The organism is Sporosarcina sp. HYO08 (genome assembly GCF_001563475.1).
GTDB lineage: Bacteria > Bacillota > Bacilli > Bacillales_A > Planococcaceae > Sporosarcina.
Map to the genome: position 1 here is coordinate 60729 of NZ_LPUT01000029.1, position 18573 is coordinate 79301.

Consider the following 18573-nt stretch of genomic DNA (forward strand, 5'->3'; position numbering starts at 1 on the left):
AGGATTCGATTTTTTATTTGTGGATGCGTTTGATTCGACTGCATGATGGGAATGAGCAGTGTATAGAACTTTGGCATGCTTTTTATAATATTGGACACATTAGGTTAAAAGTGTAAATTATCTTAATGAAACTTAGGTGATGAAATGAAAAAAGTCTCAAATGTGTTTTGGATCGCAGCTGGGCTTGTGGTGCTCGCTTTGTTGTACGGTGTATTTGCACCCCAAAGCTTTGAAGCTGTGACCAATAACATGAAAAACTTTATAACGTCTGCATTTGGTTGGTACTATTTGCTAGTAGTTACTGGTATCGTTTTTTTCTGCTTCTTCTTTATTGTGAGTCCAATTGGGCAGATTACACTAGGGAAACCGGACGAAAAACCGGAATATTCCCGAACAAGCTGGTTTGCAATGCTTTTCTCCGCCGGCATGGGCATTGGACTCGTCTTCTGGGGTGCTGCAGAACCGCTTTCGCATTTTGCGATTAGCCCTGCAACTGAGCAACCGGGCACAGAGGCCGCGTTCCGCGAATCTATGCGCTTCACATTTTTCCACTGGGGTATCCATGCATGGGCAATCTATGCTGTCGTTGCCATGTCACTCGCCTATTTCCAATTCCGCGAAGACGCACCGGGGTTAATCTCCTCTACCCTGCGACCGATTTTCGGTGATAAAATCAATGGACCATTCGGAACGACTGTTAACGTACTTGCAGTTTTCGCCACAGTCGTCGGTGTTGCGACTACCCTTGGCTTTGGTGCCATTCAAATTAATGGTGGACTTGCTTACTTATTTGGCATCCCTAATAGCTTTTCAGTTCAAATGATCATTATTAGCGTTGTAACAGTCCTTTTCATTATCTCTGCATGGTCCGGGTTAGGAAAAGGGATTAAGTACTTATCAAATGCGAATCTGGTGCTGGCCGTTATTTTATTAATGCTCGTCATTATCCTTGGTCCTACGTTATTAATTTTTGATACTTTTACCGATACGATCGGTCAGTATTTGCAAAACTTGCCGCGCATGAGTTTTAGATCCGCGCCATTGGATGATGTTAATCGTGCTTGGATTAATGGTTGGACAATCTTCTATTGGGCTTGGTGGATTTCTTGGGCGCCATTCGTTGGGATTTTCATCGCACGCGTCTCACGCGGTCGAACGATTCGTGAATTTTTAGTTGGTGTTTTACTATTGCCAACGTTACTCAGCTTTTTCTGGTTCTCCGTTTTCGGCGCCACGGCAATGGATGTACAACTAAAAGGGACAGACCTTTCTGGGTTGAAGACTGAGGAAACGTTATTTGCGGTCTTCCACGAAATGCCGATGTCTATGCTGCTGTCGATTGTTGCAATCTTGCTCATTGCTATTTTCTTCATTACATCTGCTGACTCCGCAACGTTTGTTCTTGGCATGCAGACAACGTACGGTTCATTGACGCCGCCAAATACTGTTAAATTAACATGGGGTGTTGCACAAGCCGCCATTGCCATGATTCTTTTATCCGCCAATGGACTAACAGCATTGCAAAACGCACTCATTATTGCCGCGTTGCCCTTTTCCTTTATCATGATCTTAATGATGATCTCACTATATAAAGCGCTCGATAAGGAAAGAAAAGAATTAGGGCTTATGGTACGCCCTTATGAAAAGCGAAGAAAAATTAAATAGTTTTTTGATGACAGCTGCTCCCCGATTTGGGTACGGTTGTCATCAAAAAAAAACGACCCATCTTGTTATTTAGGTTCTTCTGAACATTTTCAACTTGCAATTATACCGAATTACATGTACAGTCATAGTAATTGAACATATACTTATTTCAAAACTTTGAAGTAAGGATAGAGGCGCAAAGACCATTAGTACACAATTAGAGGATGATGAGATCCTGTGAAGGTTGTAGAAAGGGGAATTTGCCGAAGTGGAGAGAACCTCATTGTCTCGAAGCTGGTTCTGGGTTGAATAAGCTCAGGATTGTCATATAGGTAACTATATGGAGGGCTATCTTACGCTAAGAAATAAACGATTATTTCAAAGCAACAACGACCCCTCGTTGTTGCTTTTTGCGTTCATTTACAAATTGCCCTTCTCCCTCTATTTTATTTATAAAAATAAACGAATAGGATGTGGAGAAAAAATGAATTTCGGACAAATTGTAACAGCTATGGTGACGCCTTTTGATGAACAGTTAGACATTGATTTTGAAGCGACAAGAAACTTGATTGAGTATTTGATCGCCAACGGGACAGACAGTTTAGTCGTATCAGGCACAACAGGGGAATCTCCGACATTAACGACCGAGGAAAAAGTGGAATTATTCAAATTCACGGTAGATGTTGTAAATGGAAGAGTGCCGGTCATTGCGGGGACAGGCTCGAATGACACAAGAGCATCCGTCAAACTAACAAAGTTAGCGGAAGAAACGGGTGTCGATGCAGTGATGCTTGTCGTTCCATACTATAACAAGCCATGCCAGGAAGGAATGTACCAACACTTCAAAACAATTGCGGAGTCCACTTCTTTACCCGTCATGCTCTACAATGTGCCGGGAAGAACGGTCGCAAGTATTGATGTCGACACAGTCGTACGCCTTGCCGAAATCCCAAACATCGTTGCCATCAAAGAAGCGAGCGGCGATTTGGATGCTATGGCCGAAATTATTGAACGGACGCCAAGAGGTTTTGCTTTGTACAGCGGTGACGATGGTTTGACATTACCAGTCCTAACGATCGGCGGCGCAGGCATCGTTTCTGTTACGTCCCATATTCTTGGAAATGAAATGCAAACGATGATGCGAAATTTCAAAATCGGCCATCTCGATGAGGCAGCTAAAGACCATCGCAAACTACTGCCAGCGATGAACGCACTTTTCGCGGCTCCAAACCCATCGCCTGTAAAAGCGGCACTGAACCTGAAAGGAATTCCGGTTGGCGGCGTCCGCTTGCCAATGCTTCCGTTGAACGATGAACAACTTCGTTCGCTAAAGCAGACTTTGACTAACTATGATGAAGTGACGGTTTAATCACCGAAAGATCGGGTTGTCCCAAAAGCGTCTCTAAAAGTGCCTGGCACCGCTAAACACTGTCAAAATATAGTATCATTTTTCAATGACGATACTATATTTAGTGTGCAATGGTGCCAGGCACTTTGTTTTACAACAGCTCCATCTTTAACTATTCTGTCGAGATTTCAGTATCGCGCGATCCGCGAATGTCAGTTTCTTTCATTTCCGTCGGATAGAACACGATAAAGTTACCGTGATTCAAAGAAGCTATTTTCTTAGGCAAAATTTCCAATTCTTGATTCCACGCCACGGTGCCTTTTCTAGCGCTTAATACAATCACAAGATCTGTTGATTTAAGGTTGTTCAATCCCTGCTCATAAAGAGAATTCCACCCGTCAATGGATTCGAACTCGATTTTCACATTCGGTTGCACGCGTCCAGAAACTTTTTCATAGATCGCTAAGTCGTCACGGAGAACAAGACCCTTAACAGTTGTACTCAACTGGGAAGCAATGTCCTTAACAATGGCAACTGCATCTTCAAACCCTGGTTTATAGACAACATTATTTGGCAGAATTAGAATGACCCGATCCATTGTATTTAGCGGTTGGCTAATATTTGTAATAAGCGAGCGCTGATACGTATGTTCAAGAAAGTTATCAATCACTTTTCCGAAGGTCTTGTTGTTGCCTTCAGTCACACCATCCCAGCCTGCAATGATCGTCGTGATTTGTTCTTCTGTAGCCGCACGTTCAATCCCCCAACCAACATTTTGATCGACCCGTGTTACCAGCTTAACAGGAACCTCTGCTCCTGCTGCATACATCACAGCATGCCCGAGCATTTTTTCCGCATGTGTGACTTCGTTGCTGGCCTCTTTTAAATCCTTTTGAACAATCGTTAATGGATACAGCGGTTCATCCGTCTTTAGTGCCTTTTTTAAAACAAATCCCATATCCATCAGTGATTCCATTGTATTAGGATTCGCAAGCGGGATTAAGATCCGTTCAGAAAGTGTTTCATCCAGGACCGCCTTATCTTGTGAAATGGCCAGCTTCTTCGCATATTTTTCAGAGAAGTAAGGCCCCATAATACAAGTTAATAAGATGATCACAATAACAGCATTGACAATTTGTTGGTCAATCAATCCAAGACGGAATCCGACGAGCGTCGCTGCTAATGTTGCTGCTGCCTGTGAAATGGAAAGTCCAAAAATCAAACCGGTTTCCACTTTGGAATAGCCATATACTTTTCCTGTAATCCAACTTGCGGCCACTTTACCGACAATCCCTACAATGGTAATTAACGCCGTAATTAGTAACGCATCAGGACTAGATACAAGCACACGCAGATCCATCATCATCCCAACAGATAATAAGAAGAAAGGAATGAACAATGCATTCGCTGTAAATTTGATGCGATTCATTAATGGTCCATGATCGTAAATGTAGCGGTTGAGCGCAAGACCGGCCAAGAATGCACCGATGATTGGTTCCAAGCCAACAAACAATGAGATGGCCCCAGCTACAAATAGGACTGCCATGACAAAGTTAAATTCTAAAGCACCTTCATTATTGGATTTCTTAAAGAACCACTTCGTCAAATAAGGCGTAATCACGAGAACGCCAGCAGCAAAAACAGCTGTTGCAACGAGCAAATATGTCCAGAACCCCAATGTTAAATTGCCTGCGGATGCACCCGTTACGATTGCCAGCACAAGCATAGCCAAGCTATCTGTTAACAGTGTCCCGCCAATCGCCGTCGTGACAGCTGTATTTTTGCTAATCCCGAGGCGGCTCACCGCAGGATAACCAAGCAGCGTATGGGAAGAAAGAATCGTACCAAATAAGATAGCTGGAAGGACACCAAGATCCAACCACAACCCTACGACGATTCCAAGAATGAAAGGAATCCCAAAGGAAAGTGTTCCAAAGAAAATACTGCGGTTCCGGTACTTTTTAAAACCGTCAAAGTCCAGCTCCAGCCCCGCTATAAACATAATGAACAATAAACCGACCGTTCCAAGCAACTCAATTGTCGAATCGAGTGCTAAGAGTCCGAACCCATTTGGACCAACGATAATTCCCGCCACAATCGGTCCGATAATCGCAGGCATCCTTAGTTTTGTCATTAAGATCGGAAAGAACAAAAAAATTAACACAGCTAAACCAAATATCAAAACTGGTCCCTGCAGTGGAATATTCAACATGATTTCAACCTCACTTTTTTAAAAAGCACTAACTTGATCACTTGCATCTTTGATTATTTTTTACGAATTAACACTGTACTATATTTGATTTAAAAATTCCAGTTCGAAAAAAGATTTGAAAATCATTCGATAATCCAGAGAAAAAAGTATTTGGCAAGAAAACAGCTAATGTAGGCGGTTATTAAGAGATTTTGTCCTTAGACCTTCTGTTAAAACTTATTCTACGAATGCTTTCTACTTCTTGACACAGCAAAAGCCTTCCAATTCAATCGTTGAATCGGAAGGCCTCCAAGGATGCCCTTTAAAAAAACTGTGTGTCTCCTATGTCTACAAAGTATGCTTTCCCATTTTCAGCATCAATCATTTGGATATGCCCAATCGTTTCTTGAAATGAAGGCAAATAGGTTAGATGATAAAATGGTTTTCCATCTTCGTCATATGCCAATGTCATGGAAAGTTCCATATGCAATTTACGCATGAATTGTTTCTTTGCATCTTCTTTTGAGAGTATTGGTTTTGTGTTTATTTGCGCGAGGAATGTTTGATTTACAGGTTCGATGGATGCACTCACAATATTTCCCGAGTAGGTCCCTACTTGGATACATGTTACTTTTTCAACAGGAACCCCATTTGCATGGTACTGAAAATAAAAGGCGATTGATTTCTCCTCTTCTTCATTTTCCTCCATACTTCCCTCATCCAAGTCATTCCATTCTTCCCCGTCGTTACCTTCAAACTCATCATCGATTGCTTCTGCCCACTCTTCATCTTCCGTTTCTTCTATTTCCATAACGAAATGCTCGTGTGCTTCAGGAAATATTTTAAATAGGAAATCCAGTGCTTTTTTTTGCAAAACATTATCTGCTTGTTGCACTCGTTCCCCTTGCCATTGTTCACCATTGTAGATAAATGTCGGCATGTTCGTTTCACGATCAAAATGGATGGTAATCATTTGTTCCGCATACGCCTCTGTAAAATCAATTTCTTCTGGTTGTGGGATTGATACATGCCTCCATTTTTTAATAACAAGATCTTCATCTACATGCTCTCCAAGCTTTACGTAGTTTTCCGTCATGCCGATCAACTCATAGATAGATACACTTGGCCCATCTTGCTGCTGAATCGGTTCGTAGCAATTGCCTTCTTCCACAACGACAGGTTCTTCTCCTGAAGTCGGTATATCTACGGCAGCTTTCTTTAGTGCATAAACAAGTCGATACGCATTATCCCCATTTTTATAAATTTCGGTATCGGTTTGTCGAATGATCAGTTCAAAATCAACGAGGGATGCATATTTTTCTTTTGCTTCCGCTTCAGAAATCATTTGTGCTGGATACACAATATCTACCTGATCATGGTCATAGCAAAATTGTACAACTTCCCCACCTGTTGAAATGGTGAGTGAAAACCCAATACCCGGAAGTTGAATGCCATACTTTTCATCCTTTATTCCATAAGTCACGATATATGTTTCATCTAAGTCAATAATTGATTGAAGCAGATATTCTTCTAGCCCTTGCGGATAAAATGCTTTGATAAACTTTTCGGCAATTGACTGCATATCCCCGCTCATAAAATCCCCTTGTTTGTACGAATCAATTTGGTAGTAGTTGACAAGATTTCCGGCTAGATCCAGTACACAAACCGCTAGCAGATCCTCATTGCCCTCTTCATAGATTTCGTACGTAATCCCCTTAAAAGCATCGTCCCCCTCTTCACTTTGAACAAACGTCACATCTTTTTTTAATAAGTTAGCTAATGTATCAATTGTCTTGTTCATGCCCCATCCCCTGCCCCTTCTCCTTCGTCAGATAAAATCATTATAAATGGTTTATTAAACGATGTCTTTTGAAATCCAATGGGCCCTATCATTTCTCGCAAAGCCGAAATTTCGAACGACAAAAAACTCATCATTTTAGATACTATTCATTGTAACTAGTGCCTCCTGTTACAACGTTATTATTTTGAATAAACGCTATCATCAATTGAACAAAAAACTCCGAATAAGAAAAACATAGGAAGGTTTTGGTCTTCCTATGTTTTCATTCATACTATTTATCTGTTTGTTTTTGCTTTTTTTTCAAATACTCCGCACGTATTTTTTCAAGGTGCTGCTTTTTATCAAATTTGGTTGGCTTGTTTTTTTCATGATACTTTGTCACAGCCGCTTTACCTTTGTTATCCAATTGATATTTCCCCACTTTGTTCACCTACTTTTCTTTCCTCGTCTTCAAAGAGAACCTACTCAACAAATATAATGTACCTTATTTTACTGAAGTATACCTTTTACCTCCAGTAGTGTATTGATTGATGGTGTAGGAACTTTCATTCCAATGTGCTTAGCACTTTTAGATGAACGAGCAAAACTTTTATTAATAATCATTTTATCTATCCTATAACTTAAAAATAGGGATATTGCCCAAGAGTCTAGCTCCCGTTCAATACCCCTATCTTTTAAATCATTGTTACGACTACATTTATCAGCCATAAAATTATGGAGACGGCGGGAGTCGAACCCGCGTCCAGAGGCTCCAACACTCAAGCATCTACGCGTGTAGATCGTCTATTTGCGATTCGCGTAGCATTATGCCGACAATCAGGGCGTCTTGTACGCTATCCTGCGAATCTCTTCCGTCTGCCTCAGGAGGCAACAGCCGGCGTATCCCACTAAAGTTGAGCCTTACAATGCCACGTGGGCAATGGAATTGAAAGGCAGATTCAGTCAGCTATTAAGCTGCGAATGCTAAGTTGTTGTTTGTTTTGCCAGTTATTATAAACTGCCGTTTCTGACGGAGCCGAGCCCTCCGACGCGCAACTCAAGCTCAGACGACCCCTGTCGAATCCGTAACGTCCCCGATATGAGGATGTCAGGATCGCCTTAATGAAAAGGCTTCTGAACAAGTTTCTAAATCTATTGTACAGGATTTTAATGAAAAAATCAATACTGCTGTTTTGCCTTGAATGCGCGTTCCATCTCACGCTTCGCTTCTTTCTTCTTCAAATCCTCTCGTTTGTCGTAATGCTTCTTCCCTTTTCCGACGCCGATTAAGACTTTTGCGAAGCCATCTTTTAAGTACATTTTTATTGGTACAATGGCATAGCCTTGCTCTTTCACCTTGCCAATTAACGCATTGATTTGTCTTTTATGCAACAATAATTTTCTAGAACGAAGCGGATCGTGGTTAAAACGATTTCCTTGGTCGTACGGACTAATATGCATATTGGAAATCCACGCTTCATTATTTCGAATCCGTACAAATGCATCTTTTAATTGAACTTTCCCATTACGAATTGATTTGATTTCTGTACCTTGCAAAACAATTCCTGCCTCAATTGTCTCCTCAATGGCAAAATCAAAATTTGCTCGTTTATTCATTGCAACAGATTTCCCTTGGCCTTTTGCCATGCTTTTTCCCCCTGTATCTTATTATACACCGCCACCTTTTTTAGCTTGCGGCTTCCGCTTCATTCTACAAACTGTTTTCCGATACAGAACGAAGCGACCGGAGAGGCAAGTGCCACTCCGGCATTATTTTCTTTTTCTCGGCCGTTGCTTTTTCGATTTCTTCGCAACACCTTCATAAAACTTCTTCTTTTTATTATACGAGCCAGATTTCTTTTTGTCTTTGTCATTGCGGGGCTTGTCGGATTCCCCTCTTTGTCCTTTGGCATGAATGACCTTTGGACTCTCTTTTTTCGTCCGGTGGAACGATTGTTTCATCCCGACAATTTCAAAGTCAATGGCTGACTCTTCCGGCTTCACAGACACAACTCGAATCGTCACTTCGTCCCCGATTCTAAATTGCTTTCCAGTGTGCCCGCCAATCATCATCATTTGGCGATCGTCAAATCGGTAATAATCATCGACCATATAGCTGACATGCACAAGACCTTCTACGGTATTTTCCAACTCAACAAACATGCCGAAGTTTGTGACCGATGAAATAACGCCTTCAAACTCCTCACCAATTTTATCCAACATAAACTGCGCTTTCTTTAGCGACTCTGTATCCCGCTCCGCATCTACCGCACGGCGCTCGCGTTCCGATGTATGCTCCGCAATTTCAGGTAGCTGTGCACCCCAATGCGCGACCGTTTGAGGGGATAGATCTTTTTCGATTAAATATGTGCGAATTAACCGGTGAACGATCAGATCCGGATAACGTCGAATTGGTGCCGTAAAATGGGTATAAAATTCGGTGGATAACCCAAAGTGACCGAGACTTTCATCCAAATATTTCGCCTGTTGCATGGAACGCAGAAGCATTGTAGAAATAACAGGTTCTTCCGGCAATCCGTGAATCGATTCTACAATTTCTTGCAATGCACGCGGATGTACTTTGTTGCCTGTACCTTTTACAACGATCCCAAAATTCGTTAAAAACTCAAAGAAACGCTGCAGTTTTTCCGCCTTTGGATCTTCGTGAATACGGTAAATGAACGGTACTTGAAGCCAATGAAAGTGCTCCGCTACTGCTTCATTCGCCGCGAGCATAAATTCCTCAATGAGCCGTTCGGAAACTGTACGTTCTCTAATGACAATGTCAGTCGGCCAGCCTTTTTCATCGACTAACACTTTAGATTCTTTAAAGTCGAAATCAATGGCACCGCGATCCATCCGTTTTTGTCTTAAAATCGCTGCTAAATCAGCCATATTCATAATCATCGGCACGATATGTGCGTACTTTTCGGTTAGCTCTTCATCTCGCTGCTCGATAAGATTATAGACGTCCGTATAGGTCATCCGTTCCTTTGAGCGAATGACACTTTCAAAAATTTCATGATCCACGACTTTTCCATTTCGATCGATGGTCATGGAACACGTCAACGTCAGGCGATCGACGCCAGGGTTTAATGAACAAATGCCGTTAGACAGCTTATGCGGCAGCATTGGAATGACACGATCTGTTAAATAAACACTCGTCCCCCGCTCATACGCTTCTGCATCCATCGGAGAATGCTCTGTCACATAGTAGCTGACGTCAGAAATATGAACGTTCAATTGGTAGCTGCCATCATCATTTTTCGTAACCGAAATGGCATCATCCAAATCTTTTGCATCTGCGCCGTCAATTGTAACCGTCAATTCTTCGCGTAAATCTCGACGTTTGAACAAATCTTCCTCTTGCACTTCATCCGGAACACGATTCGCATGCTCAAGTACTTCTGGTGGAAATTCCACTTCAATGCCATGCTTATGAATAATCGACAAAATATCGACGCCCGGATCATTTTTATGCCCTAAAATTTGAACGACAATACCCGTTGCGGATTTGAGTTCGCTCGGCCATTCTGTAATTTCGACGACAACTTTATGGCCATCGACTGCATCCAGCGAATTGCCTTTTTCAATAAAAATGTCCATCGGTAACTTTTTATCATCGGGAAGAACGAAGCCGAAACCTCTGTTGTCTTGATACGTACCGACAATCTTTGTTGTTTTTCTTTCGGCGATCCGAATAACCGCACCTTCGCGCCGATCGCCCGCACTCATATTTGCCACACGCACAAGAACAATATCGCCGTTCATTGCACTATTTACTTCGTGAGGCGGAATAAAAATATCGTCCATGCCTTCCGTTTCTGGCACCACAAATCCAAAGCCTTTCGCATGGCCAACAAACTTTCCACGCACAAGATTCATCCGCTCCGGTACACCGTAGCGATTCGTACGGGAACGAATGATGAGTCCTGTTTGCTCTAATTGAACGAGCATTTTCACAAGCTCTTTAAATTCTGCCGCCTGCTCCATGCCCATAAGTTCTTGAATCTCTTGCACTGTCAACGGTTTGTACGATTCTTCTCTCATTAAAGACAGCAATCGCTGCTGTAAATCTTCCTCGAATTTATCCAAATTGCAGCACTCCTTTTTGGTAACAGCATGATCTACTATCTTAGCTTTCACACATTCCAATCAAGTGATTCTAGAAATTGATAAATATCTTCATGTAACTGTTCTTTTTCAACATCTAATGTGATAACATGTCCAGATTTTTCGTACCATTTAATTTCCTTATCTGTCGATTCTGCATGGGTGTAAATAATATTGGCAGAGTCCGGATCAATGACGTCATCCAATGAACCTTGTACGACAAGCAGCGGCGCATAGATATGGTCGACGTGATCACGAACAGTGTAAACAAGTTCTCTCAAATCTTTTAATGAAGGCATCGTTTGATCCCGCAAGGCATTCACTTCTTTTTCGATTTCTTCCGCGTCTTTTCCTTCATATTTTTTATAATCGGATGCATACTTTAATACGCCTTCATACATGAGGTCTGTTGTGCGCATTGACATCGGTGCACACATTGTGACAATCCCCTTCACAGGCATGTTATACCCCAATTTCAAAGAAAATACGCCACCAAGTGACAAACCAGCGACCGCAATTTCGTCATAGCCGGCTTCTTTCAATTGGTTATATCCATCCATCACATCTTGCCACCATTCGTCCGGCCCCGTGTGGATCAATTCTTCCGGCGGCACCCCGTGTCCTTTATAATGCGGTGCAAGCGATGTATATCCTTTTTTCTCTAAGAAACGACCAAGCATACGGACGTCCGCTGACGTTCCTGTAAAGCCATGAAGTAATAAAACAGCTCTTTTTCCTTTTTCAAAAAAGAATGGTTTCGGAATAGAAATTCTCAATGTAAACATCCTTTCTTAATAATATATATAGGTTGAAAGTCAGTAAACTACCACCAACATACCGTGGGTTGCCCTGAATCCTGCTTGAGTTGCCCCCAAAGCACCACAGGTTGCCCGGATTCCGTCTCGAGTTACCCTCAAACAGCGATGAGTTGCCCGCAAGCTAGTGGATTCCCCTAAGGTTATTTTTCAATATGTATACACAGGACGCTTCCAATACTAAAAAAAATGCCCGACCCATCGAAAGGTCAGGCGATTCAATCGTTAATATTTCATAACGGCAATAGTCAGGATAAAGAATAAAACAGCTAAAATAATCGTGACCCGCTGTAAAATAAGGTCGAGCCCACGCGCTTTTTGTTTACCAAATAGTTGTTCAGCCCCTCCGGAGATGGCTCCTGAAAGACCTGCACTACTTCCGGATTGTAATAAAACAACTGCAATTAACGCCAATGCATCGACTATGAGCAGTGTCATCAGTAATGTATACACTAAATTCCACCTCCAAATGAAACATCACAACAGTTTTATTCTACCAAAGACAGTTTGTTGTGACAACCTTTTGGAAAATTGAATGGGGTTGCCGCCAAACGAAGGGCCAGGCACCATTGAACACTAAATACAGTATCGTAATTGAAAATTGATACGAAATTTTGACAATGTTTAGCGGTGCTAGGCACTTCTGGGACAATCTCTACTTATTTTTTAATGTTATAAAAAGTTTTCACGCCGAAATATTCCGATGTATCATCTAGCTGATCTTCAATGCGCAGCAACTGGTTGTATTTCGCGACACGGTCCGTACGTGAAGGAGCGCCTGTTTTAATTTGACCAGCGTTTGTTGCTACTGCGATGTCAGCGATTGTAGTATCTTCAGATTCGCCTGAGCGGTGTGAAATAACAGCTGTATAGCCAGCACGCTTTGCCATTTCGATTGCGTCGAAGGTTTCTGTCAACGTACCGATTTGGTTTACTTTGATGAGAATAGAGTTGCCGACACCTTCTTCAATCCCACGCGCAAGCTTTTCAGTGTTCGTAACGAATAAATCGTCGCCTACTAATTGAACATGCTTACCAATTCGATCTGTTAACAGTTTATGACCTGCCCAGTCGTTCTCATCTAAGCCATCTTCAATTGAAACGATTGGATATTTGTCGCATAGCTCAGCGTACCAATTCACCATTTCTTCAGATGTTCTGACAACACCTTCTCCGGATAGATTGTAAGAACCGTCTTCTTTATTATAAAATTCAGATGCTGCAACATCCATTGCAAGCAGAATTTCCTCACCTGGTTTGTAGCCAGCTTTTTCGATCGCTTCAATAATTGTAGATAATGCTTCTTCGTTCGAAGATAAGTTTGGTGCAAATCCACCTTCGTCGCCAACAGCTGTGTTTAAGCCCTTTGCTTGGAGCACTGCTCTTAGGCTGTGGAAAATTTCCGCCCCGATTCGTAAACCATGGCGGAATGATTCTGCGCCAACCGGCATAATCATGAATTCCTGAATGTCGACATTATTATCCGCATGCTCGCCGCCGTTCAAAATGTTCATCATCGGAACCGGCAACTGTTTTGCATTAATACCGCCTAAATATTGATACAGCGGAATGTCTAAAAAGTCTGCCGCTGCATGAGCAACTGCCATAGACACGCCTAGAATCGCATTGGCACCCAGTTTGCTTTTGTTCGGTGTGCCATCTAGTTCGATCAATGCTTTGTCAATTACGACTTGATCGAGCACCGAATAGCTTTCTTCTAGTTCTTCAGAAATGATTTCGTTAACATTTTCAACTGCTTTCAGTACACCTTTACCTAGATAACGGTCTTTGTCTCCATCACGCAGCTCTACTGCCTCATATTCACCTGTGGAAGCGCCAGATGGTACGATCGCCCGTCCAAATGCACCACTGTCTGTAAACACTTCTACCTCAACCGTTGGATTTCCTCGTGAATCAAGAACTTCTCTCGCCTGAATTAACGTAATAATTGGCATTTCAGTCTCCCCTTTTAAAATAATGGTGTACCGGTCATTTCCTCCGGTTGTTCGAGTCCAAGCAATTTTAACATTGTTGGGGCAAGATCCGCGAGTATACCGTCCTGCCGCAACACGACATCTGGATTTGTAATAAGGACAGGAACAGGATTTGTCGTATGTGCAGTCATCGGCGCGCCGTCTTCTGTTGTCACTTCATCGGCATTTCCGTGATCCGCTGTAACGATCGCTGTACCGCCTTTCGCAAGCAAAGCATCGATGATTTTTCCAAGACATGAGTCGACGGTTTCAATCGCTTTAATTGTCGGTTCCAACATACCACTATGACCGACCATGTCGGGATTTGCAAAGTTTAAAATGATAGCATCGTAACGGTCCGCAGCGATTCCTTCAAGCAGTGCATCCGTTACTTCATAGGCACTCATTTCAGGCTGTAAATCATATGTTGCCACTTTGGGCGAATCGATTAAAATGCGATCTTCATTCTCAAATAATTCTTCTCTTCCGCCACTCATGAAAAAAGTAACATGCGGATATTTTTCTGTTTCCGCAATTCGCAGCTGCCTTAGTCCATGATTGGCAATAACTTCTCCGATCGTGTTGTTTAAATTACTATTATCAAACACAACGTCCGACACGACCTCATCGCTATAATGCGTAAATGTCACGAATTTCAAATCCCTGATCGGCTTCCGTTCAAAGTGATCAAAATGAGTCTCTGTAAGTGCACGTGACAATTGAATGGCACGATCGGGACGGAAATTAAAAAATACCATGGCATCCCCGTCTTCAACCGTTGCAACCGGCTTACCGAGTTCTTCAATGATGAAAGGAACGACAAATTCATCATGAATTTCGCGTTCATAAGAAGCAAGGACACCAGCTGTCGGCGTCGCTGCAGTTTGTGCAACACCGTCGACAATCGCACGGTAAGCTCGTTCAACACGATCCCACCGCTTGTCCCGGTCCATCGCGTAATAACGTCCCGAAACACTCGCAATTTTGCCGACGCCAATCTCTTCCATCACCTTTTCTGTTTGTTCGATAAAATCGAGTGCCGATTGCGGCGCCACATCGCGTCCGTCTAAAAACGCATGGACATATACTTTTTCAATCCCATTGTTTTTTGCAAGACGCAGCAATGCAAATAAATGCTCAAAATGACTATGTACACCGCCGTCCGAAAGTAAACCCATCACATGTAATGCAGAATCTCGCTGCTTCACGTGGTCAATTGAACGGAGTAGCGCTTCCTTGTCAAAAAAACCTGCTTCACGAATCGATTTATTAATACGTGTTAAGCTTTGGTAGACAATTCTGCCGGCACCGATGTTCAAATGCCCTACTTCAGAGTTTCCCATCTGGCCTTCCGGAAGACCAACCGCCTCCCCACAAGCTGTTAACGTGGCATGAGGATAGTTATTCCAAAGAATGTCAAAATTTCTTTTATCCGCTTGTGCAACAGCATTTCCAAGCCGCTCATCACGTAAACCGAAACCGTCTAAAATAATAAGTGCAACAGGTCCTTTACTCATTGGCCCCTGCCTCAACTAACGCTAGGAAAGATTGCGGCTCAAGACTTGCGCCGCCAACTAACGCACCGTCAATATGTGTCATAGAAAGGAGCTCTGCAATATTGTCCGGTTTCACGCTGCCGCCGTATTGAATGCGAATCCCATTGGCTGTTTCTTCACCGTATAGAGAACGAACTGTCTCCCGAATCGCTCCGCACACTTCATTGGCATCTTCTGCCGTTGCTGTTTTTCCTGTACCAATCGCCCAAATCGGTTCGTAGGCAATGACTGCTTTTGCGGCAAGTTCTGGAGATATACCTGCAAAGGCTTTTTCCACTTGTTCTGAAACGATCTCAACCGTTTGACCGTTCTCTCTTTGTTCCAATGACTCGCCCACACACACAAGCGGCACTAAATTGTATTCGAATGCTGCATGCACTTTTTTGTTGACTGACGCATCTGTTTCATTAAAATATTGACGGCGTTCGGAATGACCTAAAATGACGTAACCAACACCGAGATCCGCGAGCATATGCGGGCTTACTTCTCCCGTAAATGCTCCTTCCTTCGCTTCATGCATCGTTTGAGCACCGACGCCAAGGGCTGAACCTTCCGTCATCTTCACTAACTCGGAAAGATAAAGGGACGGCGTACATACGACCGCTTCCACTTTCTCCGAAACAGGGATTTGGCTTTGTACTTCTTCAACAAAGCTGCTCGCTTCTGCCATTGTCTTAAACATTTTCCAGTTTCCTGCAATGATTCGTTTACGCATCTTATTTCCTCCGATCATTTGTCATTCAATGCTGTCACGCCGGGAAGTTCTTTTCCTTCCATGAATTCTAAAGAAGCCCCGCCACCGGTTGAAATATGGTCCATTTTGTCCCCGACATTGAACTTTTCTACAGCTGCAGCCGAATCTCCGCCGCCAATGACTGTATAAGCCGAAGTCTCTGCCATCGCTTCTGCGACAACTTTTGTTCCATTTTCAAACGGCGCCATTTCAAATACACCCATTGGGCCGTTCCATATGACAAGTTTTGAATTACGAATAACATCCGCATAAACTTTCGCTGTTTCTGGTCCAATATCAAGCCCCATCCAACCTTCAGGGATGGCGTTAATGGAAACATTCTGCGTTTCTGCATCTTTTGAAAATTCATTTGCCACAACCGCATCAATTGGCAAATATAAATTCACGCCTTTTTCCTTCGCTTTTTCGATGAAGGACTTGGCTAATTCGATCTTATCTTCTTCTAGTAAAGAATTACCTATTTCATAACCTTGGGCTTTACTAAACGTATAAGATAGCCCGCCACCAATAATTAAGTTATCAACTTTATCAAGCAAGTATTCAATCACGCCGATTTTATCTTTTACTTTTGCACCGCCAATAATCGCTGTAAAAGGTCTTTCTGGATCTGAAAGGGCTTTCCCTAAAACATCTAGCTCCTTTTCTAGCAATAAACCTGAAACGGCAGGTAAATAATTGGCAATACCAGCGGTTGATGCATGTGCACGGTGTGCGGCTCCAAATGCATCGTTGACAAAGAGATCCGCTAAATTGGCAAATGCTTTCGCAAGTTCCGGATCGTTCTTCTCTTCACCTGCATGGAACCGAACATTTTCAAGCAACACTATGTCACCATTTGCCATGTTGGAAATGACTTCCTCAACTTCGGCACTAATTGATTCATCCAATTTTTTAACCGGTTGTCCAATCAGTTCCGCCAGCTTTTCACCCGCAGCTGTTAAACGCATACTGTCATGGATTTCTCCTTTTGGACGACCAAGATGACTCGCTAAAATAACTTTTGCACCTTCATCTACTAAGTATTGAATCGTAGGAATCGCAGCGCGAACTCTTGTATCATCCGTCACTTTTCCGTCTTCCATCGGAACGTTAAAATCGACTCTGCAAAAAACACGTTTTCCTTCTAGTTGTACATCTTTCATTGTCATTTTGGACTTCATGAAGCAGGCCCACCTCCACGGTTATTCGATCTATTCAGATCTGCTTTAAATGAAAAGAAGGAACGGGGTACCCCGTTCCTCCAATACCCATTAATCATTATAAGGGGTCTCTTCATGATTGGCTAATTTTATTATTACTATTTTAAATACTATGCCATTTAAAGTCCTTTTCGGTACATATAAAGTGCCAAATCAATACAACGAGCGGAGTACGCCGATTCATTATCGTACCATGACAGCACTTTAATCATACTGTCTTCAAGCACCATTGTGGAAAGTCCGTCGACAGTTGAAGATGATGTATTTCCGTTATAGTCACTTGAAACGAGCGGTAAATCGTTATAGAACAAAATGTCTTTTAGTTCGCCACCTGCGGCTTCCCTTAGTGCATTGTTCACTTCTTCGACCGTAACGTCCTTTTCGACCTCTGCTACGAAGTCGACAAGGGAAACGTTTGGTGTTGGAACGCGTACAGCCATGCCATCAAGCTTCCCTTTTAACGCTGGTATCACCTTTGTTACAGCAGATGCCGCACCTGTTGAAGTCGGGATCATATTTTCTGCCGCTGCGCGTCCTCTTCGATAATCAGCATGCGGCAAATCTAAAATACGCTGGTCATTTGTGTAAGAATGAATGGTCGTCATAAGACCACGTTTGATGCCAAATTGTTCATGAAGCACTTTTACAACCGGCGCTAAACAGTTTGTTGTACAAGATGCATTAGAAACAATATCGTCTTTTTCAGGATCATACGATTCATGGTTGACCCCCATCACAAGCGTTGTCAATTCACCTTTCGCCGGTGCAGATAGAATCACTTTTTTCGCTCCTGCTTCTAAGTGTTTGCTGAGTGATTCACGGTCACGGAACACCCCTGTTGAATCGACAACTACATCTACTTCAAGTTCACCCCATGGCAATGCCGCAGGATCTTTCTCCGCGTAGACTTTTACTTTTTTCCCATTCACGATTAGCATATCACCGTCTGATTGAACATCTGCATCAAACACACCGTGTACAGTGTCATATTTCAATAAATACGCAAGCATCGCCGCATCTGTTAAATCATTCACTGCCACAATCTCGATTTCTTCTTGCTGCAACGCCTCTCGAAAAACAACCCGTCCAATTCGTCCAAATCCGTTAATTGCTAATTTTAATGTCATAGGAAATTCCTCCGCATTTTTATATTATCTTAAAGGGAAGTCCGGACTCCTTATATCCGCTAGGAGACTCCCT

The 18573-nt window shown here is 42.7% G+C and carries 14 protein-coding genes, 1 other RNA gene and 1 riboswitch; of the genes, 2 read left to right on the forward strand and 13 right to left on the reverse strand.

The window, feature by feature from the left end:
- The first annotated feature begins 144 nt into the window (after positions 1 to 144).
- Complete coding sequence (locus AU377_RS13635; RefSeq protein ID WP_067408329.1) at positions 145 to 1665, forward strand: BCCT family transporter; 1521 nt, start codon at positions 145 to 147, stop codon at positions 1663 to 1665.
- Positions 1666 to 1825: 160 nt separating this feature from the next.
- Positions 1826 to 2003: riboswitch (Lysine riboswitch) on the forward strand.
- A gap of 125 nt (positions 2004 to 2128) precedes the next feature.
- Positions 2129 to 3013: a 4-hydroxy-tetrahydrodipicolinate synthase gene (gene dapA / locus AU377_RS13640; RefSeq protein WP_067408330.1), complete on the forward strand. Its 885-nt coding sequence runs from the start codon at positions 2129 to 2131 to the stop codon at positions 3011 to 3013.
- Between the two features lie 151 nt (positions 3014 to 3164).
- Here dapA and AU377_RS13645 read toward each other — a convergent pair whose 3' ends face one another.
- The 13 genes from AU377_RS13645 to gap form a co-directional block, all read right to left on the reverse strand.
- Entirely contained in the window at positions 3165 to 5204 is a 2040-nt protein-coding gene (locus tag AU377_RS13645) for a cation:proton antiporter (RefSeq protein WP_067408331.1), read from the reverse strand.
- A 301-nt stretch (positions 5205 to 5505) separates the two neighbouring features.
- A complete protein-coding gene (locus AU377_RS13650) occupies positions 5506 to 6984 on the reverse strand; it encodes a YcdB/YcdC domain-containing protein (RefSeq protein WP_067408332.1) in 1479 nt (492 codons plus the stop codon).
- A 271-nt stretch (positions 6985 to 7255) separates the two neighbouring features.
- Complete coding sequence (locus tag AU377_RS15655; protein ID WP_172794070.1) at positions 7256 to 7405, reverse strand: hypothetical protein; 150 nt, start codon at positions 7403 to 7405, stop codon at positions 7256 to 7258.
- Positions 7406 to 7696: 291 nt separating this feature from the next.
- Positions 7697 to 8059, reverse strand: a transfer-messenger RNA (tmRNA) gene (gene ssrA / locus AU377_RS13655).
- Between the two features lie 83 nt (positions 8060 to 8142).
- Entirely contained in the window at positions 8143 to 8610 is a 468-nt protein-coding gene (gene smpB, locus AU377_RS13660; protein WP_067408333.1) for an SsrA-binding protein SmpB, read from the reverse strand.
- A 123-nt stretch (positions 8611 to 8733) separates the two neighbouring features.
- The gene (rnr, locus tag AU377_RS13665; RefSeq protein ID WP_156450454.1) at positions 8734 to 11058 is read right to left on the reverse strand and encodes a ribonuclease R; all 2325 of its coding nucleotides are present in this window, start codon (positions 11056 to 11058) and stop codon (positions 8734 to 8736) included.
- A gap of 47 nt (positions 11059 to 11105) precedes the next feature.
- Complete coding sequence (locus AU377_RS13670; RefSeq protein WP_067408334.1) at positions 11106 to 11852, reverse strand: carboxylesterase; 747 nt, start codon at positions 11850 to 11852, stop codon at positions 11106 to 11108.
- A gap of 264 nt (positions 11853 to 12116) precedes the next feature.
- The gene (gene secG, locus AU377_RS13675; RefSeq protein ID WP_067408335.1) at positions 12117 to 12344 is read right to left on the reverse strand and encodes a preprotein translocase subunit SecG; all 228 of its coding nucleotides are present in this window, start codon (positions 12342 to 12344) and stop codon (positions 12117 to 12119) included.
- 206 nt (positions 12345 to 12550) lie between these two features.
- Positions 12551 to 13846 carry a phosphopyruvate hydratase gene (eno, locus tag AU377_RS13680; protein WP_067408336.1) on the reverse strand — a complete coding sequence of 432 codons (1296 nt, stop codon included), beginning with the start codon at positions 13844 to 13846 and terminating at the stop codon, positions 12551 to 12553.
- A 14-nt stretch (positions 13847 to 13860) separates the two neighbouring features.
- On the reverse strand, positions 13861 to 15381 hold the full coding sequence (gene gpmI / locus AU377_RS13685) for a 2,3-bisphosphoglycerate-independent phosphoglycerate mutase (protein WP_067408337.1): 1521 nt from the start codon (positions 15379 to 15381) through the stop codon (positions 13861 to 13863).
- Positions 15374 to 16135, reverse strand: a complete 762-nt coding sequence (gene tpiA / locus AU377_RS13690) for a triose-phosphate isomerase (RefSeq protein WP_067408338.1) — start codon at positions 16133 to 16135, stop codon at positions 15374 to 15376. Before tpiA ends, gpmI begins: the two co-directional genes overlap by 8 nt.
- A 14-nt stretch (positions 16136 to 16149) precedes the next feature.
- Positions 16150 to 17334 (reverse strand): phosphoglycerate kinase, encoded by a 1185-nt coding sequence (gene pgk / locus AU377_RS13695; protein ID WP_067408339.1) that lies wholly within the window; start codon positions 17332 to 17334, stop codon positions 16150 to 16152.
- Positions 17335 to 17492: 158 nt separating this feature from the next.
- On the reverse strand, positions 17493 to 18500 hold the full coding sequence (gene gap / locus AU377_RS13700; RefSeq protein WP_067408340.1) for a type I glyceraldehyde-3-phosphate dehydrogenase: 1008 nt from the start codon (positions 18498 to 18500) through the stop codon (positions 17493 to 17495).
- Positions 18501 to 18573: the final 73 nt, after the last annotated feature.

What these genes read in the sequence shown, in the direction of transcription:
- gpmI (WP_067408337.1), bottom strand. Translation starts at nt 15,381, where the DNA reads ATGAGTAAAGGACCTGTTGCACTTATTATTTTAGACGGTTTCGGTTTA.
- AU377_RS13645 (WP_067408331.1), bottom strand. Translation starts at nt 5,204, where the DNA reads ATGTTGAATATTCCACTGCAGGGACCAGTTTTGATATTTGGTTTAGCT.
- AU377_RS13635 (WP_067408329.1), top strand. Translation starts at nt 145, where the DNA reads ATGAAAAAAGTCTCAAATGTGTTTTGGATCGCAGCTGGGCTTGTGGTG.
- gap (WP_067408340.1), bottom strand. Translation starts at nt 18,500, where the DNA reads ATGACATTAAAATTAGCAATTAACGGATTTGGACGAATTGGACGGGTT.
- pgk (WP_067408339.1), bottom strand. Translation starts at nt 17,334, where the DNA reads ATGAAGTCCAAAATGACAATGAAAGATGTACAACTAGAAGGAAAACGT.
- smpB (WP_067408333.1), bottom strand. Translation starts at nt 8,610, where the DNA reads ATGGCAAAAGGCCAAGGGAAATCTGTTGCAATGAATAAACGAGCAAAT.
- dapA (WP_067408330.1), top strand. Translation starts at nt 2,129, where the DNA reads ATGAATTTCGGACAAATTGTAACAGCTATGGTGACGCCTTTTGATGAA.
- tpiA (WP_067408338.1), bottom strand. Translation starts at nt 16,135, where the DNA reads ATGCGTAAACGAATCATTGCAGGAAACTGGAAAATGTTTAAGACAATG.
- AU377_RS13650 (WP_067408332.1), bottom strand. Translation starts at nt 6,984, where the DNA reads ATGAACAAGACAATTGATACATTAGCTAACTTATTAAAAAAAGATGTG.
- eno (WP_067408336.1), bottom strand. Translation starts at nt 13,846, where the DNA reads ATGCCAATTATTACGTTAATTCAGGCGAGAGAAGTTCTTGATTCACGA.